This window comes from Micromonospora sp. WMMD1076 (genome assembly GCF_029581475.1).
Classification (GTDB): domain Bacteria; phylum Actinomycetota; class Actinomycetes; order Mycobacteriales; family Micromonosporaceae; genus Micromonospora; species Micromonospora aurantiaca.
In genome coordinates this window covers 4,200,479-4,224,142 of sequence record NZ_CP120862.1, presented here as the reverse complement: position 1 = coordinate 4,224,142, position 23,664 = coordinate 4,200,479, and the positions used below count along the sequence as shown (strand labels likewise).

General features: G+C 75.1%; 28 protein-coding genes. 13 read left to right on the top strand and 15 right to left on the bottom strand.

Going from position 1 to position 23,664, the window contains the following annotated elements; genetic code table 11:
• The first annotated feature begins 41 nt into the window (after positions 1–41).
• A complete protein-coding gene (locus tag O7622_RS20130; protein ID WP_282309711.1) occupies positions 42–1,904 on the top strand; it encodes a transketolase in 1,863 nt (620 codons plus the stop codon).
• An 88-nt stretch (positions 1,905–1,992) separates the two neighbouring features.
• Positions 1,993–2,382: a DUF2267 domain-containing protein gene (locus O7622_RS20125; protein ID WP_282309710.1), complete on the top strand. Its 390-nt coding sequence runs from the start codon at positions 1,993–1,995 to the stop codon at positions 2,380–2,382.
• A 97-nt stretch (positions 2,383–2,479) separates the two neighbouring features.
• Here the strand turns inward: O7622_RS20125 and O7622_RS20120 are convergent, their stop codons facing one another.
• Positions 2,480–2,881, bottom strand: coding sequence for a YchJ family metal-binding protein (locus O7622_RS20120; RefSeq protein WP_282309709.1), 402 nt, complete (start codon positions 2,879–2,881; stop codon positions 2,480–2,482).
• Between the two features lie 110 nt (positions 2,882–2,991).
• Here O7622_RS20120 and O7622_RS20115 point away from each other — a divergent pair, with 110 nt between their 5' ends.
• Positions 2,992–3,993 (top strand): aminoglycoside phosphotransferase family protein, encoded by a 1,002-nt coding sequence (locus O7622_RS20115; protein WP_282309708.1) that lies wholly within the window; start codon positions 2,992–2,994, stop codon positions 3,991–3,993.
• A 14-nt stretch (positions 3,994–4,007) separates the two neighbouring features.
• Here the strand turns inward: O7622_RS20115 and O7622_RS20110 are convergent, their stop codons facing one another.
• From O7622_RS20110 to O7622_RS20095, 4 genes are all read right to left on the bottom strand, one after another.
• Positions 4,008–4,655 (bottom strand): class F sortase, encoded by a 648-nt coding sequence (locus O7622_RS20110; RefSeq protein WP_282309707.1) that lies wholly within the window; start codon positions 4,653–4,655, stop codon positions 4,008–4,010.
• 73 nt (positions 4,656–4,728) lie between these two features.
• Complete coding sequence (locus O7622_RS20105) at positions 4,729–5,211, bottom strand: hypothetical protein (protein WP_282309706.1); 483 nt, start codon at positions 5,209–5,211, stop codon at positions 4,729–4,731.
• A gap of 262 nt (positions 5,212–5,473) precedes the next feature.
• Positions 5,474–6,142, bottom strand: coding sequence for a response regulator transcription factor (locus O7622_RS20100; protein ID WP_282309705.1), 669 nt, complete (start codon positions 6,140–6,142; stop codon positions 5,474–5,476).
• Entirely contained in the window at positions 6,139–7,242 is a 1,104-nt protein-coding gene (locus O7622_RS20095) for a histidine kinase (protein ID WP_282309704.1), read from the bottom strand. The genes O7622_RS20100 and O7622_RS20095 overlap by 4 nt, the downstream gene beginning before the upstream one ends.
• Positions 7,243–7,411: 169 nt before the next feature.
• On the opposite strand from O7622_RS20095, the gene O7622_RS20090 reads away from it, so the two are divergent.
• The 5 genes from O7622_RS20090 (at position 7,412) to O7622_RS20070 (ending at position 12,150) form a co-directional block, all read left to right on the top strand.
• On the top strand, positions 7,412–7,828 hold the full coding sequence (locus O7622_RS20090; protein WP_282309703.1) for a DUF6069 family protein: 417 nt from the start codon (positions 7,412–7,414) through the stop codon (positions 7,826–7,828).
• A 237-nt stretch (positions 7,829–8,065) separates the two neighbouring features.
• On the top strand, positions 8,066–8,473 hold the full coding sequence (locus tag O7622_RS20085) for a YciI family protein (protein WP_282309702.1): 408 nt from the start codon (positions 8,066–8,068) through the stop codon (positions 8,471–8,473).
• 8 nt (positions 8,474–8,481) lie between these two features.
• Entirely contained in the window at positions 8,482–9,627 is a 1,146-nt protein-coding gene (locus O7622_RS20080; protein WP_282314185.1) for a DUF6596 domain-containing protein, read from the top strand.
• Between the two features lie 42 nt (positions 9,628–9,669).
• Positions 9,670–10,917, top strand: coding sequence for an MFS transporter (locus tag O7622_RS20075; protein WP_282309701.1), 1,248 nt, complete (start codon positions 9,670–9,672; stop codon positions 10,915–10,917).
• 48 nt (positions 10,918–10,965) lie between these two features.
• Complete coding sequence (locus O7622_RS20070; protein ID WP_282309700.1) at positions 10,966–12,150, top strand: lycopene cyclase family protein; 1,185 nt, start codon at positions 10,966–10,968, stop codon at positions 12,148–12,150.
• Here O7622_RS20070 and O7622_RS20065 read toward each other — a convergent pair.
• Complete coding sequence (locus O7622_RS20065) at positions 12,147–13,265, bottom strand: serine hydrolase domain-containing protein (RefSeq protein ID WP_282309699.1); 1,119 nt, start codon at positions 13,263–13,265, stop codon at positions 12,147–12,149. The genes O7622_RS20070 and O7622_RS20065 overlap by 4 nt on opposite strands.
• A 204-nt stretch (positions 13,266–13,469) precedes the next feature.
• Positions 13,470–14,258: a tyrosine-protein phosphatase gene (locus O7622_RS20060; protein ID WP_282309698.1), complete on the bottom strand. Its 789-nt coding sequence runs from the start codon at positions 14,256–14,258 to the stop codon at positions 13,470–13,472.
• 70 nt (positions 14,259–14,328) lie between these two features.
• Between O7622_RS20060 and rnhA the strand changes: the two genes are divergently transcribed.
• A complete protein-coding gene (gene rnhA / locus O7622_RS20055) occupies positions 14,329–14,892 on the top strand; it encodes a ribonuclease HI (protein ID WP_282309697.1) in 564 nt (187 codons plus the stop codon).
• On the opposite strand, the gene O7622_RS20050 is transcribed toward rnhA, so the two are convergent.
• The 4 genes from O7622_RS20050 to O7622_RS20035 form a co-directional block, all read right to left on the bottom strand.
• Entirely contained in the window at positions 14,811–15,071 is a 261-nt protein-coding gene (locus O7622_RS20050; protein ID WP_282309696.1) for a hypothetical protein, read from the bottom strand. The genes rnhA and O7622_RS20050 overlap by 82 nt on opposite strands.
• A gap of 55 nt (positions 15,072–15,126) precedes the next feature.
• Positions 15,127–15,381, bottom strand: a complete 255-nt coding sequence (locus tag O7622_RS20045; RefSeq protein WP_282309695.1) for a preprotein translocase YidC — start codon at positions 15,379–15,381, stop codon at positions 15,127–15,129.
• 183 nt (positions 15,382–15,564) lie between these two features.
• Positions 15,565–16,443 carry a pentapeptide repeat-containing protein gene (locus O7622_RS20040; RefSeq protein WP_282309694.1) on the bottom strand — a complete coding sequence of 293 codons (879 nt, stop codon included), beginning with the start codon at positions 16,441–16,443 and terminating at the stop codon, positions 15,565–15,567.
• A gap of 269 nt (positions 16,444–16,712) precedes the next feature.
• The gene (locus O7622_RS20035; RefSeq protein ID WP_282309693.1) at positions 16,713–17,519 is read right to left on the bottom strand and encodes an SDR family oxidoreductase; all 807 of its coding nucleotides are present in this window, start codon (positions 17,517–17,519) and stop codon (positions 16,713–16,715) included.
• A 93-nt stretch (positions 17,520–17,612) separates the two neighbouring features.
• On the opposite strand from O7622_RS20035, the gene O7622_RS20030 reads away from it, so the two are divergent.
• On the top strand, positions 17,613–17,993 hold the full coding sequence (locus O7622_RS20030) for a hypothetical protein (protein WP_282309692.1): 381 nt from the start codon (positions 17,613–17,615) through the stop codon (positions 17,991–17,993).
• Between the two features lie 85 nt (positions 17,994–18,078).
• Here the strand turns inward: O7622_RS20030 and O7622_RS20025 are convergent, their stop codons facing one another.
• Together O7622_RS20025 and O7622_RS20020 are read right to left on the bottom strand one after the other, a co-directional pair.
• Positions 18,079–18,786, bottom strand: a complete 708-nt coding sequence (locus tag O7622_RS20025; RefSeq protein WP_282309691.1) for a phenylalanine--tRNA ligase beta subunit-related protein — start codon at positions 18,784–18,786, stop codon at positions 18,079–18,081.
• Between the two features lie 27 nt (positions 18,787–18,813).
• Positions 18,814–19,422, bottom strand: coding sequence for a LysE family translocator (locus tag O7622_RS20020; protein WP_282309689.1), 609 nt, complete (start codon positions 19,420–19,422; stop codon positions 18,814–18,816).
• Positions 19,423–19,451: 29 nt separating this feature from the next.
• On the opposite strand from O7622_RS20020, the gene O7622_RS20015 reads away from it, so the two are divergent.
• Positions 19,452–20,930: a PLP-dependent aminotransferase family protein gene (locus O7622_RS20015; protein ID WP_282309688.1), complete on the top strand. Its 1,479-nt coding sequence runs from the start codon at positions 19,452–19,454 to the stop codon at positions 20,928–20,930.
• Between the two features lie 51 nt (positions 20,931–20,981).
• Here O7622_RS20015 and O7622_RS20010 read toward each other — a convergent pair whose 3' ends face one another.
• Positions 20,982–21,983: a transcriptional regulator gene (locus tag O7622_RS20010; protein WP_282309687.1), complete on the bottom strand. Its 1,002-nt coding sequence runs from the start codon at positions 21,981–21,983 to the stop codon at positions 20,982–20,984.
• 44 nt (positions 21,984–22,027) lie between these two features.
• Here O7622_RS20010 and O7622_RS20005 point away from each other — a divergent pair, with 44 nt between their 5' ends.
• Together O7622_RS20005 and O7622_RS20000 are read left to right on the top strand one after the other, a co-directional pair.
• Positions 22,028–22,504 (top strand): hypothetical protein, encoded by a 477-nt coding sequence (locus O7622_RS20005; RefSeq protein WP_135240242.1) that lies wholly within the window; start codon positions 22,028–22,030, stop codon positions 22,502–22,504.
• Positions 22,504–22,959: a hypothetical protein gene (locus O7622_RS20000; RefSeq protein ID WP_282309686.1), complete on the top strand. Its 456-nt coding sequence runs from the start codon at positions 22,504–22,506 to the stop codon at positions 22,957–22,959. Before O7622_RS20005 ends, O7622_RS20000 begins: the two co-directional genes overlap by 1 nt.
• Here O7622_RS20000 and O7622_RS19995 read toward each other — a convergent pair.
• The gene (locus tag O7622_RS19995; RefSeq protein ID WP_282309685.1) at positions 22,934–23,614 is read right to left on the bottom strand and encodes a TetR/AcrR family transcriptional regulator; all 681 of its coding nucleotides are present in this window, start codon (positions 23,612–23,614) and stop codon (positions 22,934–22,936) included. The two genes, O7622_RS20000 and O7622_RS19995, sit on opposite strands and share 26 nt — an antisense overlap.
• Positions 23,615–23,664: the final 50 nt, after the last annotated feature.

Sequence of the window (23,664 nt, the reverse complement as noted above, 5' to 3'; positions counted from 1 at the left end):
GCGTTGGTCCGGAGATTCGGCGACCCCGGGAGACGATCGCGGTGACGTTGGAAGCAGAGCGCACATTGCGCGACGAGGACCTGACCGGGCTGGCGGAGCTGGCCGCCCAGCTGCGGGTGGACGCGATCAGGTGCAGCACGATGGCCGGCTCCGGGCACCCCACGTCCAGCCTCTCCGCCGCCGACCTGCTCGCCGTGCTCGTCGCCCGGCACCTGCGCTACGACTGGTCCTACCCGGGCAACCCCGGCAACGACCACCTGATCCTCTCCAAGGGGCATGCCTCCCCGCTGCTGTACGCGGTGTTCCGGGCCACCGGCGCGATCAGCGAGCAGGAGCTGCTGGAGACGTACCGGCGGTCCGGGTCGCGCCTCCAGGGCCACCCCACGCCGGTGCTGCCCTGGGTGGACGTGGCCACCGGCTCGCTCGGGCAGGGCCTGCCGGTCGGCGTCGGGGTGGCCCTGGCCGCCCAGTACCTGGACCGGTCGCCCGCGCACGTCTGGGTGCTCTGCGGCGACAGCGAGACCGCCGAGGGATCGGTCTGGGAGGCGCTGGACAAGGCCGGCCACTACGGGCTGCGCAACCTCACCACGATCGTGGACGTCAACCGGTTCGGCCAGCGCGGCCCCACCGAGCTGGAGTGGGACCTGGACACCTACCGGCGGCGCGTCGAGGCGTTCGGCTGCCAGGCGATCGTCGTCGACGGCCACGACCTGGGCGCGATCGACGAGGCGTACGGGCAGGCACGCGACGCCACCGGGCCGACAGTGGTGCTGGCCCGCACGGTCAAGGGCAAGGGCGTACCCGAGGTGGAGAACGACCCGTCCTGGCACGGCAAGCCGTTCGACCCGGAACTGGCCGAGCGGGCCGTGCGGGCGCTCGGCGGCCCCCGGCGCATCCGGGTCGCCGGACCGAAGCCACCGCCCGCGCCCCGGGCCGCCGCGCCGGAGATCCGGCAACCGGAACTGCCGACGTACGAGCGCGGCGCGAAGGTCGCCACCCGGGACGCGTACGGCTACGCGCTGCGCGCCCTCGGCGCCGCCCGGCCCGACGTGGTCGCGCTCGACGGCGAGGTCAGCGACTCCACCCGGGCGGAGCACTTCGCCACCGCGTACCCGGATCGGTTCTTCCAGATGTTCATCGCCGAACAGCAGCTCGCCGCCGCGGCGGTGGGCCTGGCGGTGCGCGGCTACCGGCCGTTCGCGGCGACGTTCGCCGCGTTCTGGTCCCGGGCCTACGACTTCATCCGGATGGCGGGCGTCTCCCGGGCCGACATCGCGCTCGTCGGCTCGCACGCCGGGGTGGAGATCGGCCCGGACGGCCCGTCCCAGATGGGGCTGGAGGACATCGCCGCGCTGCGGGCGGTGCCCGGCTCCACGGTGCTCTGCCCGGCCGACGCGGTCTCCTGCGCGGCCCTCGTCGCCCAGATGCCCGACCAGCCGGGCGTCAGCTACCTGCGGACGACGCGCGGCGCGTACCCGGTGCTCTACGACGACGCCGAGCCGTTCCCGATCGGCGGCAGCCGGATGGTGCGCGACGGCGGGGACGTGGCGCTGCTGGGCACCGGCGTGACGGTGCACCTCTGCCTCGCCGCCGCCGACGAGCTGACCCGTGAGGGCATCGACGCCCGGGTGATCGACCTGTACTCGATCAAGCCGGTGGACCGGCAGCGCCTGGCCGGGGCGGTCGTGGAGACCGGCGGGCGGCTGGTCGTGGTCGAGGACCACTACCCGGAGGGCGGGCTGGGCTCCGCGGTGCTGGAGGCGCTCGCCGACCTGGGCGAACCGGCCCGGGTCAACCACCTGGCGGTACGCGGGCTGCCCGGCTCCGGCACCCCCGCCCAGCAGCTCGACCGGGCCGGCATCGGCGTCGGCGCGATCGTCTCGGCGGCGCGCGCCCTGGCCTGAGCGGTGCCTGCCGGGACCGGCGGTGCGGCGGTGTTTGCCGCGGCCGGCGGCGGGTAGCCACGCTGCCGTTGCGACGGAAGGACCGACCATGGCCGAACCGGAGTTCTACGCGCGGGTCTCCGCCCGCGCCGGCGTACCGGTCGAGACGGCCCGCGCGCTGACCGAGGCGACACTGCGCACGCTCGCCGAACGCATCAGCGGCGGCGAGGCCGACGACCTGTCCGCGCACGTCGCCCACGAGCTGCGTCCGCTGCTGGCACGCGCCCGCGTCGAAGATCCCGAGACCTTCGGGTACGGCGAGTTCCTGCGCCGGGTCGCCGAGCGCTCCGGCGCCACCCCGTCCGACGCCGAGCGCGGCGCGCGGGCGGTGCTGCAGGCGCTGCACCGGGTGATCGGGCCGGCCCAGTTCAACCGGGCGCTGTCCCAGCTGCCCCGGGAGATCGCCGAGCTGGCCCAGCCCGCCCCACGTCCCGCCTAGGCGAAAGGAAGGGCCCCTTATTAACGCCTGCGGTAGAGGAAGGGCCCCTTGTTAACACCCGCCGCCACGGGCCGCCCGCGTCGGCGCCGGGGAGGCGTCACTCGGGCAGCGCGTCCAGGTAGACCCAGCGGCCGTCCTCGCGGGCGAAGCGGCTGTGCTCGGCCAGCACTCCAGCCCGGCCGCCCTCGCGGTAGTGCGCCCGGAACCGGACCGTCCCGGCGCTGTCGAACAGGCCGCCATGACCGGTCTCCACGATCTCCAGCCGGGTCCAGCGGGTGCCCGGGTCCAGCCCCAGCCGGTCGGGCCGGGTGGTGGAGTGCCAGCTGCGCCGCAGGTAGGCGGCGTCGCCGAGCGCGAACGCGCTGAACCGGGACCGCATCAGCGCCTCCGCCGTCGCCGCCGTCGCCTCGCCCCGGTGCACCACCGGGGCGCAGCAGTCCGCGTACGGCCGGCCGGTGCCGCACGGGCAGGCCGCCGTTCGTTTGCCCCGTTTCGCCATCGCACGATTCTCCCAAGCGCCGGGGAGGCGTTAATAAGGGGCCCTTCCTCTACCGCAGGCGTTAAGAGGGGGCCCTTCCTTACACCTCGACCCACTACGCTTCCTCGACCATGAGCGTGAGTCCCACTCAGCGTTCCCTCGACCCCGATCAGGTCCGCCGCTACCTCACCGCCTCGCTCGGATCCGGCCCCGAGGTGGCCGACTGCGGCCCCCTGACCGGTGGCGGCTTCGCCGCCGTCTGGTGGGTACGCCTCACCGACGACCGGGACGTGGTGCTCAAGGCCGGTCCGCCGCCGCACGTGCCGCTACTGCGCTACGAGCGGGACATGATCGGCGCGGAGGCGCACTACCTGCGCCTGGTGGCCGACCGCGCGCCGGAGGTGCCGACGCCGGCGCTGCTGCACCACGGCACCGACCCCGACCTGGGCGACTGGCTGCTCATGGCGCGGCTGCCAGGTCGTACCCTCTGGGACCTGAGCCGGGCCGGCGCGGACGTCGGGCCGCTGCGCGCCGAGTTCGGCCGCGCGCTCGCCGCGCTGCACACGGTCACCGGCGAGCGGTACGGCTACGACGGCGACCGGGCCTCCGGGGCGACGTGGCGGGACGCGTACACGTCCATGGTGGACGACATGCTCGCCGACGCCGAGGACTGGGCGGTGCCGCTCCCCGTGCCCGCGTCCCGGATCCGGGAGCTGGTGGCGCGGCACGTGGAAGTGCTCGACGCGGTACGCCGTCCGGCTCTGCTGCACTTCGACGGCTGGGCCGGGAACGTGCTCGCCGTCGACGGACCGGACGGCACGCCCCGGCTCACCGGCCTGGTCGACGGCGAGCGGTACCTGTGGGGCGACCCGCTGATGGACCTCGTGTCGCCGCTGTTGTTCCGCCGCGCCGAGGACGAGCCGGACGACCCGCTGGTACGGGCCTACCGGACGGCGGCGCCGTTTCCGCTCGACGCCGGGGCGCGACAGCGGCTCGGGCTCTACCGGCTGTATCTCTACCTGCTGATGACGGTCGAGATGCCCAGCCGGAACATCACCGCCGACAGCGACCCGGACCGGGTGGAGATGCTGGCGGACCTGCTCGGCGCGGAACTGGCCGACCTGGCCGGCTGAACGCCGGCGCAGGCTCACCGGGTCGCGGTGGCGAAGACGACGATGTTGTCCGGATAGCTGCCGGTCCGCGGGTCGAACCGCCCGCCGCACGTGATCAACCGCAACCGCGCCGCCGCGTCGCCGCCGTAGACCCGCGCGGTGGGAAAGCGCTCCTTCGGGTACGCCCCGACGCCGTCCACAGTGAACGTCGCGGTCCGCCCGTCGGCGCGCAGCACCCGGACCGTGTCGCCGCCGCGCAGCCGCCCGAGGTCGAAGAAGACCGCCGGGCCGTGCCGGGAGTCGACGTGCCCGACCAGTACCGCGTTGCCGGCCTGGCCGGGGGCGGGACCGGGGTGGTACCAGCCGGTGACCTCCGGGCGGTCCAGCGGTGGCACCTCCAGCGCGCCGTCCGCGTCGGTGGCGACCGGGACGATCTTGGCGTCGACGCCGATGCGGGGGATGGTGACCCGGACCGGTGCGGACCGGGGGAGCGCCGGGCCGGACGTACCCGGTCGTTCGGTGGCGGGCGCGGCGGAGGCGCCGGGCTGCGGTGGTGACGCCGACGTGGTGCCGAGCCCGGCCGAGACCAGGCCGGCGCCGGTGGCGGCGGCGAGTGTGACGGCGGTGACCACGGCGGCGGTGCGCAGCCGCGACCGGCCGCCGTGCTGCGACGAGGCCAGCATCCCACCTCCGTCCGACAGGGACGCGGCGCCCGCGCCGGATGCTCCGGCGCGGGCGGACCGCTCGACGAGCCGGTCAGGCGACGGCGCCCGCGCGGCGCCGGCGGATGACCGCGTACGCGCCTCCGGCGAGCGCCCCGGCGGCCAGGACACCACCGGCGATCAGCACCCCGGTGTCGCCGTCGCGCCCGCCGCCGCCGGCCTGCGCACCGCCGATCGGGGTGACGGCGAACGTGGCGCTGCCGCCGTCGCTGCCGTCGCCGCACGTGGTGGCGACGGTGTACGTGCCGAGCGTGAACCCGGCGGTGAACAGTTCGGCGCTCAGGCCACCGCCCGCGGCAGCCGTGGTGGACCTGACGTTCTGGTCCCGGTCCGGGCCGGTGACCCGGAAGATCGCGTCACCGGCGTTCGGGTTGCACGTGGTGGTCAGCACGACGGTGCCGCCGACCGGGGTGGTGGCGGGTGACACTCTGGTGTCCGCCAGCGCGGCGGCCGGGAGCAGCAGTGCGCCGAGGCCCACGCCGAACGCCGCCGATCCGAGAAATGACTGTGCCTTCATCCGCGTCTTCCCTCACTTTTCGTCCGCTGTAGGCGTGGGACGTCGTTCGGGTGGCCAACTCCGTGACGAGCACCGGTGTGGCCAACACTAGGAGGGTTGCGGCGGTCACTGGGGGTAATTGAGAAATCTTCGTTGCCGTCCGGTGTGCTCCCTGCCGCCACGAGACGGCGGACATGCCGGGCCAGGCCGGGCGGCGAACCGTCCGGCTTCGGTGCGTCTGGGTCCGCTGTCCGGTTCGGCGCCTACGCTGTCCGGTCCGTGCCTACTGGGCCGGCGGCTCCGGCCGGACCAGTCCGGTGTCGTACGCGAGCACCACCGCCTGGATCCGGTCGCGCAGGCCCAGCTTGGTGAGGATCGCCGAGACGTGGGTCTTCACGGTGGCGGTGCTCAGGTGCAGCCGGGCGGCGATCTCCGCATTGGACAGTGCCCGTGCGGTGAGCGTCAGCACCTCCCGCTCGCGGGCGGTCAGCGCGGTGAGTGCGTCGCCGGCGGGCGCGGGCGCGGGCAGCCGGTCGGCGAACCGGTCCAGCAGCCGCCGGGTCACTGTGGGCGCGAGCAGGGCCTCACCGCGGGCCACCACGCGTACCGCCTCGGCGAGGTCGGCCGGGCGGGTGTCCTTGAGCAGGAACGCGCTGGCCCCGGCGCGCAGCGCCGCGTAGACGTGCTCGTCCAGGTCGAACGTGGTCAGCATGACCACCCGGGCCGGGTTGCCGGCGGCCACCAGGTCCCGGGTGGCGGCGATGCCGTCGCGCCGGGGCATCCGCACGTCCATCAGCACCACGTCCGGCTTCATGCGCGTCGCCACCGCGACCGCCTCGACGCCGTCGGCCGCCTCCCCGACCACGCTCAGGTCGGGCCGCGCGTCGAGGACGGTACGCAGCCCGGCGCGGATCAGCTCCTGGTCGTCGGCGACCACCACCCGCACGGTCACCGGCCCGCCCCGACCGGCAGTCGCGCGTGGACCCGGAACCCGCCGGCCGGCAGCGGACCGGCGTCGAGCGTGCCGCCGAGCAGCCGGGCCCGCTCCCGCATGCCGACGATGCCGCGCCCGGTGGGCGTACCGGGGCGGCGGGCGGGCGCCGGGCCGTCGTTGACCACCTCCAGCCGCAGTACGCCGTTGCGGTAGCGGACGTCGACGTCGGCGTGGGTGGCGTGCCCGTGGCGCAGCGCGTTCGTCAGCGACTCCTGCACGATCCGGTACGCCGACAGCTGCACCCCGCCGGGTAGCGCGTCGCCCTCGCCGTCGCGCCGCAGCGTCACCGGTAGGCCGACCGCCCGGACCGCGTCGGCGAGCGCGTCGAGCTGTGCCAGCCCCGGCTGTGGTCCGTCCTGTCCGGAGCCGTCGTCGGCGGCGAGCGCGTGCAGCATGGCCCGCAGTTCGGTCAGCGCCGACCGGGCCGCCGTGTCGATCGCGACGAGCGCGGCGCGGGCCTGCGCCGGGTGCTCGTCGAACACGTCCTCGGCTGCGGCGGCCTGGACGGCGATGACCGCGACGTGGTGCGCCACCACGTCGTGCAGTTCCCGGGAGATGCGTTCCCGCTCGGCCGCCAGCACCTGCCGTTCCCATGCGCAGCGCCGTTGCGCCTGACCCCGCTGCAACTCGCCCAGCGTCCAGCTCAGGCCCAGCGCGGTCACCGCCAGCAGCAGGTCCCGCCAGCCGCCGGTGACCAGCTTCCACGGCGTGGGCGCCAGCAGCAGCCCGAGTGCGACGAGCGAGTACCGCGGCGGGCGCAGCCGGGCCACGTACGCCATCGGCACCGCGACCAGGCCGAGCCAGCCGAGTTGCGGGCAGAGCGCCTCCAGGCCGACGCCCGCGAGCGCGGCGACGGTGAGGGCGTACCCCGGGTGGCGCCGGATCCACAGCAGACAGCTCGCCTGCGCCACGGCGAGGCCGACCGCGACGGCGGTCGCGCCGGTCGTGTCCGGGCCGGCGTCGGAGGCCAGCAGCGCGAGCAGGCACACGGCGATGCTCACGGTGGCGATGCCGCCGTCGAGCAGCAGCAGGAACCGGGACCGGGGCGCACACCTCATGTCCGGATGCTAGGCCGCCGCGCCACCGCTTCTCATCGGTCGCCAGACGGAGATCCGGGCCGGTGGTCGTTCCGGCGACGGAGCCGGGAACCGCTCCGCGGCCCGATCCGCGCGGCGGCCCGTCCCGCCTAGCGTTTCCGGCAGTCGTCTTGATGTGGAGGAGTCAACGATGGAACACACGATCCCGACAGTCACCGCCCGCCCGAATCGCCGCCGGGACCGCCTGCTCACGGTGTTCGCGGCGACCGCCGCCGCGCTGCTGGGCTGGGTGGTCGCGGTACCGGTCGCGGGGGTGGAGCTGATCGCGCGCAGCGGCTCCACGGACCAGCGGGTGACGCCGGTGGCCGTGGTGGTGAGCACGCTGCTCGCCGGGCTGGCCGGCTGGGCGCTGCTGGCCCTGCTGGAACGGCTCACCGCCCGTGCCCGGACGGCCTGGACGGTGGTCGCGGGCCTCGTGCTGCTGGTGTCCCTGCTCGGGCCGCTGGGCGGGGGAGCAGGCCGGGCGGCGACGTTGACGCTCGTGGCGTTGCACCTGGTCGCGGGCGTGGTGCTGATCACCGGCCTGCGCCGGACCGCCGCCCGCTGACGGCCGGGCGATCCGCTGACGGCCGGGCGATCCGCTGACGGCCGGGCGATCCGCTGACGGGTCCGGACCGCCGCGACGGGGGCAGGCGGCCCGGAGCACCAGCACTAGCCTCCTAGGATGCCCTGCGCGATGTGACGCCCGGAATTCCTCCGTCGCCGATGTCGAGAACGCACGGCCGGCTTCGTCCCCGGAGTGAACGCGGCCAGAATGGGTCGCACCCTCCACGAGGAGAAACAGATGAAGTACCTGCTCCTGAAGCACTACCGCGGCGGCCCGACCCCGGTGTCCGACATGCCGATGATCGACAAGTGGACGCCGGAGGAGATCTCCGCGCACGTGCGCTACATGCAGGAGTTCGCGGCGCGGCTCCAGGAGAGCGGCGAGTACGTCGACGGCCAGGCGCTCGCCCCGGAGGGCACGTTCGTCCGCTACGACGGCGAGGGACGCCCGCCGGTGACCGACGGTCCGTTCGCCGAGACGAAGGACCTCGTCGCCGGCTGGATGGTGATCGACGTGGACAGCTACGAGCGCGCGCTCGAACTGGCCGCCGAGCTGTCGGCCGCGCCGGGGCAGGGCGGCAAGCCGATCCACGAGTGGCTGGAGCTGCGCCCGTTCCTGACCGCGCCACCGACCGTCACCGAGTGACAGGTCCGATGGACGAGGTCGCGCTCCGCAGCCTCATCCCGGGCGTGCTCGGTGTCCTCGTCCGCCGTGGAGCCGACTTCGCGGCGGCCGAGGACGCCGTGCAGGACGCGCTGATCGAGGCGCTGCGCGTCTGGCCGGCCGACCCGCCCCGCGATCCGCGCGGCTGGCTGGTGACCGTGGCGTGGCGGCGGTTCCTGGACGTGGTCCGCGCCGACGCCGCCCGGCGCCGGCGTGAGGACCTCGTGGACGAGGAGCCGCCGCCCGGCCCGGTGCCGCCGGTGGACGACACGCTGCGGCTCTACTTCCTCTGCGCGCATCAGTCGCTGAGCCCGTCGTCGGCCGTCGCGTTGACGCTGCGCGCCCTCGGTGGGCTCACCACCCGGCAGATCGCGCAGGCGTACCTGGTGCCCGAGGCCACCATGGCGCAGCGGATCAGCCGGGCCAAGCGCACCGTGTCCGGGGTGCGGTTCGACCAGCCCGGTGACGTCGCCACCGTGCTGCGGGTGCTGTACCTGGTGTTCAACGAGGGCTACTCCGGCGACGTGGACCTGGCGGCCGAGGCGATCCGGCTCACCCGGCGGCTCGCCGCCGCGATCGACCACCCGGAGGTGGCCGGGCTGCTCGCGCTCATGCTGCTGCACCACGCCCGCCGGGCCGGGCGGACCGCGCCGGACGGCAGCCTCATGCCGCTGGCCGAGCAGGACCGCGGCCGGTGGGACACCACGCTGATCGCCGAGGGCGTGGGCATCCTCCAGACCGCCCTGTCCCGGGACCGGCTGGGCGAGTTCCAGGCCCAGGCCGCCGTCGCGGCCCTGCACGCCGACGCGCGTACGGCGGCCGAGACCGACTGGGTGCAGATCGTCGAGTGGTACGACGAACTCGTCCGCCTGACCGGCAGCCCGATCGCCCGGCTCAACCGAGCCGTGGCGGTCGGCGAGGCGGACGGCCCGCGCGCCGGGCTGGCGGCGCTCGCGGCGCTCGACGACACGCTGCCCCGGTACACGGCGGTGGCCGCGTACCTGCACGAACGCGACGGCGACCCGGACACGGCGGCCCGGCTGTACGCGGAGGCGGCCCGCCGCGCGTCCAGCCTGGCCGAACGCGACCACCTGAACCGGCAGGCGGCCCGCCTCAACACCCGTCGCCCCGGATAAACCGGTCGGCGGGGCGCGTCGCCGCTGGTAGGTTGCCTCGCCGTGACGGGGGAACGGCTCGGCGGGCGCTTCGCCCGACTGTGGACGGCGAGCACGCTGTCCGCGCTGGGAAGCGGGACGGCGACGGTGGCCGCGCCGCTGTACGTGGCGTCGATCACCGACGATCCGCTGGTGGTGTCGGCCGGGGCGGCGGTGTCGTGGCTGCCGTGGCTGCTGTTCGCGCTGCCCGGCGGTGTGCTCGCCGACCGGGTGGACCGACGGCGGCTGATGGTGCTCATCGACTGGGTGCGCGTCGGCGCGCTGGCCGTGCTGGCGGCGGCGATGCTGGCCGACCGGGCCGGGATCGCGCTGCTCTACGCGGTCCTGTTCGTGGTGAACACCGGCGAGGTGGTGTTCCGGACCGCCGCGCAGGCGGTGCTGCCGGCGGTGGTGCCGCGCTCCCTGCTGGAACGCGCCAACGGCTGGCTGGGCGGCGGCACCCAGGTGATGCAGAACATGATCGCCGGCCCGCTCGGCGGGTTCCTGTTCGTGCTGGCGGCGTCGCTGCCGTTCGCGCTCAACGCCGGCACGTACGCGCTGAGCGCCGTGCTGGTCGGGCTGCTCGCCGGGACGTACCGGGGCGGGACGGCGCCGGACGAGCGGCGCTCGGTGCGGGCGGAGGTCGCGGAGGGGTTCCGCTGGCTGTGGGGGCAGCGGCTGCTGCGCACCATGACGGTGCTGATCGGCCTGCTGAACGTCACCCTCACCGCTGCGGTGGCGGTGCTGGTGCTGCTCGCCACCGAGCGGCTCGGTCTCGGCTCGGTCGGCTACGGCGCGTTGTTCACCTGCATGGCAGTGGGCGGTGTGCTCGGCTCGCTGGTGGGGGACCGGCTGATCGCCGCCATCACGCCCACCTGGACGGTGCGGACCGGGCTGCTGGTCGAGGCGGGGCTGCACCTGGCGCTCGCCGCCTCCCGCAGCGCGGTCGTGGTCGGGTTCGCGCTGTTCGCGTTCGGGGCGCACAGCGCGTTGTGGAACATCGTGGCGAACTCGCTGCGGCAGCGCCTCACCCCGCCCGCGTTGATGGGCCGGGTCGGCAGCACCACGTTGTTCGTCGCGGCGGGCGGCAACTGCGTCGGTGCGCTGCTCGGCGGCGTGGTGGCGGCCCGGTTCGGCATCACCGCGCCGTACTGGGCGGGTTTCGTGGTGGCGGTCGCGGTGATCGCCGCGACGTGGCGGGTCTTCGGCCGGGCGACGGTGGCCGCCGCCTACGCCGGGCCGGCTCCGCGGAAGCCCGCGCCGGTGGCCTGAGCGCGGGTCGGGCGGTGGCCGCCTCCGCCGGTGTGGCAGCGTGGCCGGATGCACGCTTCCTTCCCGGTCGACGTCGACCTCGCGCTGGTTGGCGGCGGCGGCGCCGCGTCCCTGGTCCTGGCCGCGCTGGACCGCCACGACGTGACCGGGCTGCGGGTCGCGGTGGTCGACCCGGTGCACAAGCGTGGCCAGGACCGCACCTGGGCGTTCTGGGGCCGGCCCGGCGACGACCTCGACCCGATGCTGAGCGCGAGCTGGTCGCAGGTCGACGTGGTCACGCACGCCGGCCGCCGCGTCCTGACGCTCGACCCCCTGCGGTACGCCATGCTCCGCTCCGCCCCGGTCTACGACCGGGCTGCCGCGGCCGAGCGGCGGCTGGACGCGGTCCGGATCAGCGCCCCGGCGGGGAAGCTGCACGACGACGGTGAGCGGGTCACGGTCCGCGACCCGGACGGGCGGGATCTCGTGCGGGCCGGGTGGGTGCTCGACTCGCGGCCCCGGCGGCCGAAGCGGCCGGGGCGTACCAGTTGGTTGCAGCACTTCCGGGGCTGGTGGCTGGCCGCCGACCGGCCGGCGTTCGACCCGCAGCGGGCGGTGCTGATGGACTTCCGCACGCCGCAGCCGGCGTGCGGCGTGTCCTTCGGGTACGTGCTGCCGGTCGACGACCGGTTCGCGCTCGTCGAGTACACCGGGTTCGGGCCGGAGCCGCTCGACGACGCGGGCTACGACGCGGCGCTGCGCGGGTACGCCGGCCTGCTCGGCCTCGACCTGGCCGCGCTGCGGGTGCGGGAGGTCGAGGACGGGGTGATCCCGATGACCGACGGGCCGTTCGAGTCCCGCCCGAGCCCTCGGGTGGTGCGGCTGGGCACTGCCGGTGGGGCGACCCGCCCGTCCACCGGGTTCACGTTCTCCGCGATGCTGCGCCAGGCCGACCAGGTGGCCCGCGCGCTCGCCGCCGGCCGCCCGCCGGTGCCGGCGCCCGCGTATCCGGGACGGCACCTGTGGATGGACGCGGTCGCGCTGCGCGCGCTGGATCGGGGGCACGTCGGCGGGGTGGAGTTCTTCGAGCGGCTGTTCGACCGCAACCCGCCGGAGCGGGTGCTGCGGTTCCTCGACGGCGTGACCGGCCCGGCCGAGGACCTGGCGGTGATGCGGTCCAGCCCGCTGCTGCCGATGACCGGCGCGGTGCTCGGCGACGCGGCCGGCCGGCTGCGCGCCCGCCTGCGCCGCTAGCCTCGGTGGCCGGTCGCCTCGGCGACGCGGTCGCGCACCAGCGTCCGTAGCTGCTCCATCGGGTCGCCGTCGCCCGCGCCGAGCCGGTTGCGCACCGCCGCCACCGTCAACCCCAGTTCCGGGTACGCGAACGCGAGGCTCCCGCCGCTACCGGCGGTGCCGAACGACCCGTCGTCCTCGACCGCGTACCCGAGCCCGAACGTGCTCTCCTGCCCGAACACCCACTCCGGCGCGCGTACCGCGGGGGCGGACACCTCCCGCATCCGCTCGGCGGAGATCAGCCGGACCCCGTCGACCGGGCCGATCAGCGCCGCGTACATCCGGGCCACCGCGCGGGCGCTCATCGTGCCGACCGACGGCACGTCGGCGCGCAGCACGTCCGGGCGGGAGCCGATGACGGTGTCGGGGCGTACCGCGGGCGGGGCGACCGCGTCGAAGTGCGGCAGGTTGGCCCCGGCCCAGGTCATCAGCGCGGACAGGCCGGCGTCCTCCAGCCGGGCCAGCCGGGGCAGGTCCGCCTGCGGTACGCCGAGGAACAGTTCCCGGTCCACGCCGAGCGGCCCGGCCACCTCCTCGGCGAGCACCCGCGACACCGGGGCGCCGGTGACCCGCCGGACCACCTCGCCGAGCAGCCAGCCCCACGTCCAGGCGTGGTACGCGAGCCGCTCGCCCGGTGTCCACAGCGGCCGCGCGTCGGCCAGCAGGTCACACATGCGCGCCCAGTCGGTGAAGTCCTCCGGCGTCACGTCGGCCGGCAGCGCGGGCAGGCCGGCGGTGTGGGTGAGGACGTGCCGCAGCGTGATGCCGTCCTTGTTGTGCCGGGCGAACTCCGGCCACACCCGCGCCAGCGGCAGGTCGTAGTCGAGCCGTCCCCGCTCGGCCAGCACGTGCACCACCGTGGCGGTGAGGCCCTTGCCGGTGGAGACCGCGTGCACGGGCGTGTCGGCGGTCATCGGCCGGCCCGTCGTGGTGTCGGCCGGACCGGCCTGCTCGGTGACGATCGCGACCCCGTCCAGGTACGCGGCCACCTGCACACCGGCCTCCCGCCCGGAGGTGACCAGCTCGTCGATCGTCGCCCGTACCTCGGCCCGCAGGCCGTCCCACCGCGTGTCCATGATCATGCAGCGTGCCAGAACGTGGCATCGGCGTCGTCTGCTTTTCGCGGCCACGGGGGTGCCGGTCCGCCGTCGTCACCGCTCGTCGGTGGCGCTGTCACCGGGTTGACGCGGCACCCGGCCCGATTGCCGCAGTGCCGCCGGGGTGCCGTCAGGCTCGTCGTCTGGACGGCGACGGCGCTCGGTGCCGGCTCCCGGCGGCGCTCAGCGGGTGACCGCGGCCGGCGTACTGCCGGTGGTGCCCTGGGTGGGCAGCGGGTTCGTGCCGCCGGTCAGCAGCCGGGCGCGCAGCGCGTCGATCGTCTCCGTGCCGACGCCGAGCCGGCCGGTCACGTACCCGTGCACCGAACCGTGCGCGGCCCGCAGGTCGGCCAGCACCAGCCGGATGATCTCGGCCGGCGCCCGCCCGTACGCCGGCCAGCCCGGCGTGGTGCCGCCGTTCCGGTCCCGCCACTCGGCGACCAGCCGGTCGGTGGCCTGCTCGGTGAGCGCGAAGTCCGCCGCGATCCGGTCCTCGTCGACGCCGAGCAGGGACAGCACCAGCGCGGCGAGCAGCCCGGTGCGGTCCTTGCCGGAGGCGCAGTGGAACACCAGCGGGTGCTCGCCGTCCGCGATCACCTCGATCGCCCGGCGCAGCTCGGCCACGCCGTCCTCGGCCACCTCGGCGTACCGGTCGGCCAGGTAGCGCCACGGGTCCACGTCGGGGTCGATGTCGGCCTGCACGTACGGCCGGTGTTCGATGCTCAGGTTGTGCCAGGTGACGCCGAGGCTCTCCGGGGCCCGGCCGCGGTCGGCGATCTCCCACGGGTACCGCAGGTCGATCACGGTGCGCACGCCGAGCGCCGCGAACCGTTCCAGATCGGCACCGGCGAGCTTGGCCAGCGAGTCGGAGCGGTAGAGGCGGCCCCGGGCGACGGTGCGGCCGTCGCCGGTCCGCCAGCCGCCGAGGTCACGGAAGTTGCAGAGCGTGGCGAAGTCCGGGGGAGTGGTCATGCCCGCACGCTAGCCGGGTGCGGCGGGTCGGGTGGTCCCGCGTGCTCGCGTACCCGGTAGGTTGCCGGGCATGGCGGAGGCGGAGACCGGCCGGGTCGTGGAGATCTGGACCGACGGCGCGTGCAGCGGCAATCCGGGGCCCGGCGGCTGGGGCGCGGTGCTGCGCTGGGGCGGGCACGAGCGGGAGCTGTGCGGCGGCGAGGCCACCCCGACCACCAACAACCGGATGGAGCTGACCGCCGCGATACGCGCGCTGGAGAGCCTCACCCGGCCGGTGACGGTACGGCTGCACACCGACAGCACGTACGTGCGCAACGGCATCACCGGCTGGCTGAACGCGTGGAAGCGCAACGGCTGGCTGACCGCCGCGAAGCAGCCGGTGAAGAACGCCGACCTGTGGCAGGCGCTGGAGGCGGCGTGCTCCCGGCACGACGTCACGTGGCTGTGGGTGAAGGGCCACAACGGGCACCCGGAGAACGAGCGTGCCGACGCGCTGGCGAACCGGGGCATGACCGAGGCGCGGAGCGGCGCGGCGGCCGCCCCGCGTACGGCTCAGCGCAGCGGCCGGCCCTCCTCGGTCTCCTCCGGCTCCTCGGACGGGTCGCCGGTGCCGGAGACCGCGGCCACGTCGTAACCGGCGCGGCTGACCTCCCGTGCCGACCGCCGGTCCTCGGCGGGCAGGTCGGCGAAGTCGTCACCGGTGTCGTCGGTGGTGTGCAGGGACTCGCCCGGCGGGCGCAGGGACGCCTCGTACGCGGTCGCGCCGTCGGGTTCGTCGCCGGCCGCGCGGCCGAAGGACTCTTCACTGGTCATGTCGCACTCCTGCCCGCAGCGGGTGACGGCAAACGTTCGGTCGGCTCGCGCCCGTTCAGCGGGCGGCGTCCGGTCCGCGGGCCGCGTCCGGGTGGGTCGGCATCGAGGAGCCGCCCGAGCTGCTTCCGGAGGCGCCGCCCGCCATGCCGGATCCGTTGTCCTCGGTCACCTCGTCCGGTTTCGGCGCTCCGGGAGCGGGCGCCGGCACGTCGGTGTCCGCGGCCGTCTGCACCAGCGGAACCTGCCCGGCCTCGTCCTCGGCGTGCGCCGGGTCGACCGGCTCCTCACCGTCGCGTGCCCGATACCCCACCGGTGGCCCTCCCGTCGGTCGGCAGTCGTCCGCGCCGCCTACCCCACCCCACTCCCACCAAACCCACGCCCGCCCAGGCCCCGTCTCGCGGTGATCAAGGAGTTCGTGTCCCGACCCGGCCCCGGACGAGACACAAACTCCTTGATCAACGCTGTGGGGGCGCGGGCGCGGGGGCGCGGGGCGTCAGCGGGGTCGGGGTCGGTGGCGCGGGCGGGGCGGCTGGGGGCGCGCCGGAGTCAGCGTCAGGGACCAGTGGGCCGGACGGCGTAGCCCCGGCGGCAGCACCGTGCGGTGGTCGCCGCGTGCGGCGTCGAGCTGCGACTGGTGCGTGAACAGGCACTCGCCCAGGTCCGCGCCGCGCAGGTCGGCCCCCCGCAGGTCCGCGCCGGTCAGGTCGGCGGCGCCGAGGCGTACGCCCCGCAGGTCGGCCCCGATCAGGCAGGCGCCCCGCAGGTTCGCCCCGGTCAGCGGGGTACGGCGCAGGTCCGCCCCGATCAGCATCGCGCCCCGGCGGTCCGGGCCGGCCCGCCCGGCGCGCGCCTTCTCGGCGGCGCGGGACAGCAGCCGGTTGGCGCGGTCCCGGTGCGCGTCGACGTCGAGGGCGAGCAGCTCGTCCGGGGCGCCATCGGTGAGCCGGCCGGTCTCTTCGAGCGCGGCGGTCAGCTCGTCGCGCAGCGCGCCGGGCGGGGTCATGCGTACCGCCTCGGTCAGGTACCACAGCAGCTCGTGCAGCGGCCGCAGCACCGCGAAGCTGTCGAACATCCGCTGTGCGGTGGCCGGGTCGGCGCGCCAGTCGCGGCCGGCGAACGTGTGCCGGGTGAGGTGCTGACCGGCGCCGTAGCAGTCGAACACGGTGCAGCCGGGGAAGCCGCGTTGCCGCAGTTCGGTGTGGATGCCGCAGCGGAAGTCGGCGCCCAGGTTCGGGCAGGGCCGTCCGGCGGGCTTGTCGATGGCGAAGTCGGACGACGCGGTGAACGCCGGCGCGACGCAGCACACTCCGGCGCAGCGCGAGCAGTCCGCCCGCAGCTCCCGCCCGCCTCCGCCCGCCACCGGCCCGTCCACCCCCACAGCTCCCCTCCGAACACCCCGCCCTCATTCTCCGCACCCACCCCCTCCCATCCCCACCCCACCCCGTCGATCATGAGGTTGACGGCGACAAACCGGACCGGAAGCGCCGCCAACCTCATGATCGACAAGAAAGGGCGGGGTCCGTCCGGTGTGACATCGGCGTCCGGGAACGCACGAACGGCTGACAACCGCCCGAGTGCCTTGCGGTCCTCGACCTGCTACGCAGCCCGCAAGGCGACCTGGCCCTGACCAGCGACCGAGGACTAGGCAGCGCGCCACGAGTGGGAGGAGAGCGCAGAAGCCTGCGGCCCCATCAGCAGCATCCCCCCGTCCACCGCCCACGACGCCCCCGTCACGTACGCCGCAGCCGGCGAGGCGAGCATCGCCACCACCGCCGCCACCTCCCGCGCGTCACCCGGCCGTCCCACCGGCACACCGGGACGGTCCTGCGTGAACGGGTCGACGTCCTCCTGCCCGGTCATCGGCGTGGCGATCTCACCCGGCGCGACCGCGTTGACTGTGATCCCGTCGGCCGCCAGTTCCTGCGCCATCACCTTCGTGAGCAGGCCGAGCCCGCCCTTGGCCGCGCAGTACGCCGACGAGCCGACCCGGGGCGCGTGCTCGTGCACGCTGGTGATGCTGATGATCCGCCCACCGCGCCCGGCCGCGCGCATCCGCCGGGCGGCCCGCTGTGAGCACAGGAACGGCCCGTCCAGGTCCACCGCCAGCACGTCCCGCCACTTCTCCCAGCTCACGTCCACGAACGGCTCGGACAGGCCGGTGCCGGCGTTGTTGACGAGCACACCCAGGCCGCCGAGCCGGTCGGCCAGCTCGTCGACCACCGCCGCCGCCTCGGGCAGCCGGGTCAGGTCCAGCTCCACGGTCTCGCAGCGGCGGCCGGTGGCGCGTACCTCGGTGGCGGTGCGGCCGGCGCCCGCCGCGTCGCCGTACCAGGTGATGCCGATGTCGTAACCGGCCTCGGCGAGCGCCACCGCGCACGCCTTGCCGATGCCGGAGTCCGCGCCGGTGACGATCGCGACGCGGTCGTAGTCCTCGTATCGTTCGGGCATGTCCGCGCACTACCCGCGGGTGGCGACCTCAACCGGCCGGACGACCCCGGCTCGCCCGGCGGTTTCGTCGTAGCCGCTCGCTAGGGTACCGGCGTGATCGCCGACGACTCCGACGCTGTGACAATCCGCTTCCTGCGCATGATGCGCGCCGAGATACGGGCCGAACGGGTGGGGGAGGATTCGTTCGGCCGCACCGTCGATCTCGCCCGGCGCTGGTGGGGCACCGGCGACGCCGCCGACGCGCGACTCGCCGACGCCCTGCGGGAGCTGCACGGCGAGCCGGTCGATCGGCATGACGTGGCGGGTGCCGCGAGCGCCCTGACAGCCGACGCCGGGCTGCTCACCGAGCCGGACCCGGGCGGCGCGGCGATGGCCCGGTTCGCCGCCGACGCCCGGCGGCTGCGCACCGGCGAGATCACCCCGGCCGAGTTCGACGAGCTGATGGCGCGCGACCGGACCGACCCCGACGCCTGACGACGAGCCGGGCGTGGCCGCCGGACGCCCGGAGCCTGCGCACCGGCGACCACGCCGCGCGACCGACCGTCACCCCGCCGGCGGGTCAGCACGTCCGGACCGGCACGGCGAACTCCGGCGCGTCAGCCGTGAGCAGCGCCGTCCGCGACGGCACGCGCCACAGCTCGTCCAGCGCCGCCGCCAGGTCGTCCAGCATCCGGCGTACGGTCGGCGCCGCCCGGTCGTGCATCGCCTCGACCACCACCAGCACCTCGGTGGTGCCGGCCCGTACCGCTGACGCGCCGCTCTGCCGGTGGCACCAGCGCCGGGCGTGCGCGTGTCCGTCCTGGTCGGCGAAGATCACCTCGCCCGGCGCGGGCTGCTCGCGCTCCCCGCCGAGCCCTAGATGGGACTCCGTGCCGTCGGCCGGGCGCACTGTCAGGTCGCCGTCGATCCGGGCCAGGTCGAGCACTGCGACCGGCACCGCGTACCGGGTGGAGAGCGCGTTGCCGAGGTCCACGAGCGGATGCAGCCGGGGCAGGTTCCCGTCCCGGCTGCAACCGGCGCAGCAGCGACTCGGCCGCGCAGCGGTAGCGGGTCGGCGGGCAGCCCATTCGGTGAACGCGCGACGCCACGCCTGGATCTCCGGGAAGCCACCCTCCGGCCCGGCGGCGAGCCGGTCCCGGGCGGCGCCGAGACACCCGGCCAGCCGTGGCGTGACGTCGGCGTCCGGCGTGATGCCGGTGGCGTGCAGGACGCCGCAGGTCAGTTCCGGAAATGCCGACCAGATCTCGGGGGAGTGCCGGAAACGCACGGGAAGACTCCTTCCAGGTGCTGAGGGCTAGGCGGTGAACGCGAGGCCGAGGCCCAGGACGAGGAAGCTGCCGGCGAAGGCGTGCCGCAGCAGCCCGGTCAGCCGGGGCCGGGACAGCACACGGCGGCGCAACGCGCCGGCCAGCAGCCCGTACCCGGTGAACACCAGCAGCGTGACGGCCATGAACACCAGGCCGCAGGCGAGCATGCGCGCTGTGGCGGCGGGCGCGTCCGGCGGTACGAACTGCGGCAGGAACGCCACGAAGAACACAGTCACCTTCGGGTTCAGCAGGTTCAGCAGCACCCCGTCCCGGAACACGGCCGCCGCCGGACGCGGGGGCCGGTCGCCGTCGAGGGTGAACGTGCCGCGGTCGCGCAGCGCCGACCAGGCCATCCAGAGCAGGTACGCCACGCCCAGCCAGGTCACCACGCGGAACGCCGGGGTGCCGGCGCGCAGCAGGGCGGCCAGTCCGGTCACCGCGGCGATCACGTGCGGGACGAGGCTGAGCGTGCCCCCGGCGGCAGCGGCCAGGCCGGCCCGGCGTCCGGCGGTCACTGTGGTGGCGAGCGTGTGCATCACCCCGGTGCCCGGAGTGATCGCGACGACGAGGGACGTCAGCAGGAAGGCGGCTGTCATGCGGTCCAGCCTGTGCCCATAATGGTCCGATGGACAGGGCCAAAGCTGCCGTTCCCGAGGAGTCCAAAGCGGTCGGCGCTGACTTCCTCCAGCTCGACGTCGGCGAGGCGCCGCCCGGTGGCCGCGCGGACTGGCTGGCCGCCCGGCTGCGGTCCGCCATCGCCGACGGCCGGGCGCCGGTGGGCACCCGTCTGCCCGCCAGCCGGGTGCTCGCCGCCGAGCTGGGTGTCTCCCGCGGTGTGGTGACCGAGGCGTACCAGCGGCTGGCCGAGGACGGGCAGGTGGCCGGACGCGGCCGGGCCGGAACGGTGGTGGTCGCCACGCCGGCCGCCGTGGTCACCCGGCCGCCCGAGCCGAGGAGAGCACCGCAGGTGTTCGCCACCCGGCCCGGCGTCGACGCGTTCGACGAGCTGCGCGCCGTACCCGCGCAGGTGGACCTGACCCCCGGCGTACCCGATCTGGCGGCCTTTCCCCGCGCGGCCTGGCTGCGGGCCGAGCGGGCCGTGCTGCACCGGATGACGCCCGCCGCGCTCGGCTACGGCGACCCGGCCGGCACGCCCGCGCTGCGGCTCGCGGTCGCGAACTGGCTGGCCCGCAACCGGGGTGTCCGCGCGGACCCGGCCGAGGTGGTGATCGTGGCCGGGGTGTCCCAGGCGCTCGGCCTGCTCGCCCGGGTGCTGCACGACCGGGGTACGCACACCGTCGCGGTGGAGGATCCCGGCTCGCTGGGCGTACGGCAGCACCTGGTCTACTCCGGGCTGGCGACACCGCCGATCCCGGTGGACGACAGGGGCCTGTGCGTCGACGAGCTGGAGCGGTCCGGCGCGCCCGCAGTGCTGCTCACCCCGGCGCACCAGTTCCCGACCGGGGTGGTGCTCGACGGTGACCGGCGCCGGCGGCTGCTGCGGTGGGCACGCGACGGCGGGCTCGTGGTGGAGGACGACTACGACGCCGAGCACCGTTACGACCGGCCGCCGGTGCCGGCGCTGCGTGCCATGGCGCCGGATCGGGTCTGCTACGTCGGCAGCATCTCCAAGCTGCTCGCGCCGGCGCTGCGCATCGGGTGGATGCTGGTGCCGCCCGCGCTGCACGCCGACGTGGTGGCTGCGAAGCGGGCGGCCGACCTCGGCAACGCGGCGTTGCCGCAGCTCGTGCTGGCCGAGCTGATGGAGTCCGGCGCGCTGGAACGGCACCTGCGGCTGCTGCGCCACCGGCACGTACGCCGGCGGGACGCGATGATCCGGGCGGTCCGCGCGTACCTGCCGGGGGCGGTGGTGCACGGCGCGGCGGCCGGACTGCACCTGACGGTCACGCTGCCCGGCGACGTCGACGACCGGGCGCTGGCGGCGGCGGCGCTGCGCCGCGGCGTCAAGGTCCACCCGCTGTCCTGGCACGGCCAGCGTCCGCAGCCACCCGGCCTGGTCCTCGGGTACGCGGCGACCCCACCCTCCGAGATCGACCGAGCCCTCTCCACCGTGGCCGAGGTCCGCCGAACCCCGCTCCGGTGATCAAGGAGTTCGTGTCCGAGTCGATCTCCTGGAAGGACACGAACTCCTTGATCAGTCGGCAAGAGGCGGGGCGGGCGGCGGGGACGGGTGGTAGAGGGCGGTGAGGGCGGCGGCGGTTTCGGACAGGCGGGCGCGCAGCGCCTCCGGGGCGAGGACCTCCACGTCGGCGCCGAGCCGGAGCAGGTCGCCGTGGGCGTGGGTGAGCGACTCGATCGGGATGACCGCGTGCACCCACCCGGCGGTGTCGGGCGGTCCGGCGGTCGCCTCGGCGGCGGCCACCACCACGTCGCTGCCGACCTCGCGCAGCCGGGCGAACCCGCGCGGTGACAGCCGGATGCGCGCCTCGTCGCGGTGCAGGCCGGCCCGGAACTCCACCACGTGCGCGCGCCACCAGGCCGGCAGGTCGAACTCCGGCCGCTCGAACGGCTCGTGCAGCGGGGTCAGGTCGAGGATCTGGCTGACCCGGTAGGTGGCCGGGTCGGCGCGGTCCGGCCGGGCGGCGACGAGATACCAGCGCCCGCCCTTGAGCACCAGCCCGTACGGTTCGAGGATCCGGGTCGTCTCGCCCCGCCAGCCCCGGTACCGCACCCGGACCCGGTGCTGCCGCCACACCGCCTCCGCGGCCTCGGCCAGGTGCGGCGACGGGTCGCCGTCGGAGTACCAGCCCGGTGTGTCCAGGTGGAACCGCTGCTCCAGCCGGGCCGCCCGGTCGGCCAGCGGTGCGGGCAGCGCGGCCCGCAGTTTGAGCTGTACGGCGGTGACGACCGACTGGTAGCCCAGCTCGGCCGCGGGTCCGGGGAGCCCGGCGAAGAGCAGCCGGTCCGCCTCCTCGACGGTCAGCCCGGTCAGCCGGGTCCGCCAGCCCTCCACGAGCCGGTAGCCGCCGTCGTGTCCGGCCTCGCCGTACAACGGGATGCCCGCCGCGTGCAGCGCCTCCACGTCCCGGTAGACGGTGCGCGCCGACACCTCGAGGCGGGCGGCCAGGTCGGCGGCGGTGAGCCGGCCGTGCGCCTGGAGGAGCAGCAGGATGGACAGGAGTCGACTGGCTCGCATTCCACTGACACTAGCTGTCAGGGAAGCGGTCCTAGCGTGCCCGCATGGCTTTTCACGACAAGGAGCTGACAGTGCCGGGGACCGTCGAGGTGGCCGGCCGGCACGTCAAGCGCTACCACATGGACCAGCCGGACCGCCGCCTCGAACCGCGGGTGGTCGACGCCGCGTACGCGTACCTGCCGGCGCTGCTGCCCGCCCCGGACGGCTCCACCCCGCCGGCGAGCTGGGTGGTGCTGCACCGGGGCGCGGACACCGGGGCGTACCTGCTGGCGTACAGCTGGTTCTTCGACAACGTGGTCGAGTGCCGCATCGCGATCGCCGGGCAGCCCGCGCTGGACTGCCCGGACGACGACCCGGCGCACTTCGTCGACCTGACCCGTCCCGGCGTCGGCTGCGTCTGGGAACTGGGCGTGCTGGAACACGAGCGCACCGCCTGGATCCGGCACGTGCTCGCGCCGGACCGGCCGGACCTCGCCGGCTACCTGGCGGACGCCCGGGCCGAGGGGCCGGTGGGCCGTTGATGGGCGACTTCGACTTCTTCGTCGGCACCTGGGACGTGACCAACCGGCGCCTGCGGCAGCGGCACGTCGGCAGCGACGACTGGGACGAGTTCGCCGGCGTCAGCGAGGCGCGTTCGTTCTTCGACGGCGCGGGCAGCTTCGACGAGATTCGCTGCCCGAGCCGGGGCTTCTCCGGCGCCACGGTGCGCATCCTGAACCCGTCGACCGGGCTGTGGTCGATCTACTGGATGCACAGCCGCCGCGGGATGCTGGACCTGCCGCCGGTGGTGGGCCGGTTCACCGGCGGCGTCGGTACGTTCCACGCCGACGACACCGACGAGGGACGGCCGGTGCGCTGCCGGTTCATCTGGTCGGCGATCACCGCTGACTCCTGCCGCTGGGAGCAGGCGTTCTCCACCGACGGCGAGCGGACCTGGGAGACCAACTGGGTCATGGAGTTCCGCCGGACGGCATGACCGGCGGCGTGGTGGTCCGGTAGATCGCGGTGAGCCACACGTCGAGCAGCACGTCCACCACGTCCCGCTCGGCCACCGCCGGGCCGTCCCCGGCGAACGTGGCGTACCAGACCCGTTCGTTCATCGAGTTCAGCGCGATGGCGAGGTCCCGGGCGGGCAGCCCGCCCGGGGCCGCGCCGCGCGCGCGTTCGGCCTCGATGGACGCCTGCACCGCGCGGACCCAGCGTTCCAGCACCTCGGCCCAGAGCCGCCGCACCTCGGCGTTGGTGCCGCGCACCTGTGCGCAGGCCAGCACCACGTCCCGGTGCCCGCCGAAGGTGGCGTGGAACCGGGCGATCAGCTCCCGCCAGTGGGCGCGCGGATCCTCGGCGAGCCGCTCGAACACGCCCCCGGCGGCCGCGTCGGCCTCCTCGGTGACCCGGTCGAGCAGCGTGAGCAGCACCGCGTCCTTGGACGGGAAGTAGAAGTAGAAGGTGGGCCGGGAGATCCCCGCGCCGCGCGCCAGGTCGTCGATGGAGATGTCGGCGAAGGAACGCTCGGCCAGCAACCGCTCGGCGGTGGCCAGGATCGCGGTCTCCCGGTCGTCGCCGGTGGACCGGCCGGCCCGCCGCCCGCGCGTCGGCGCGGCGCCGGTCGGCGTACGGGCGGTCGTCATGTCGGCTGATGCTACACCCGCTCGACACCCTGTCGATTCGACTCGACACG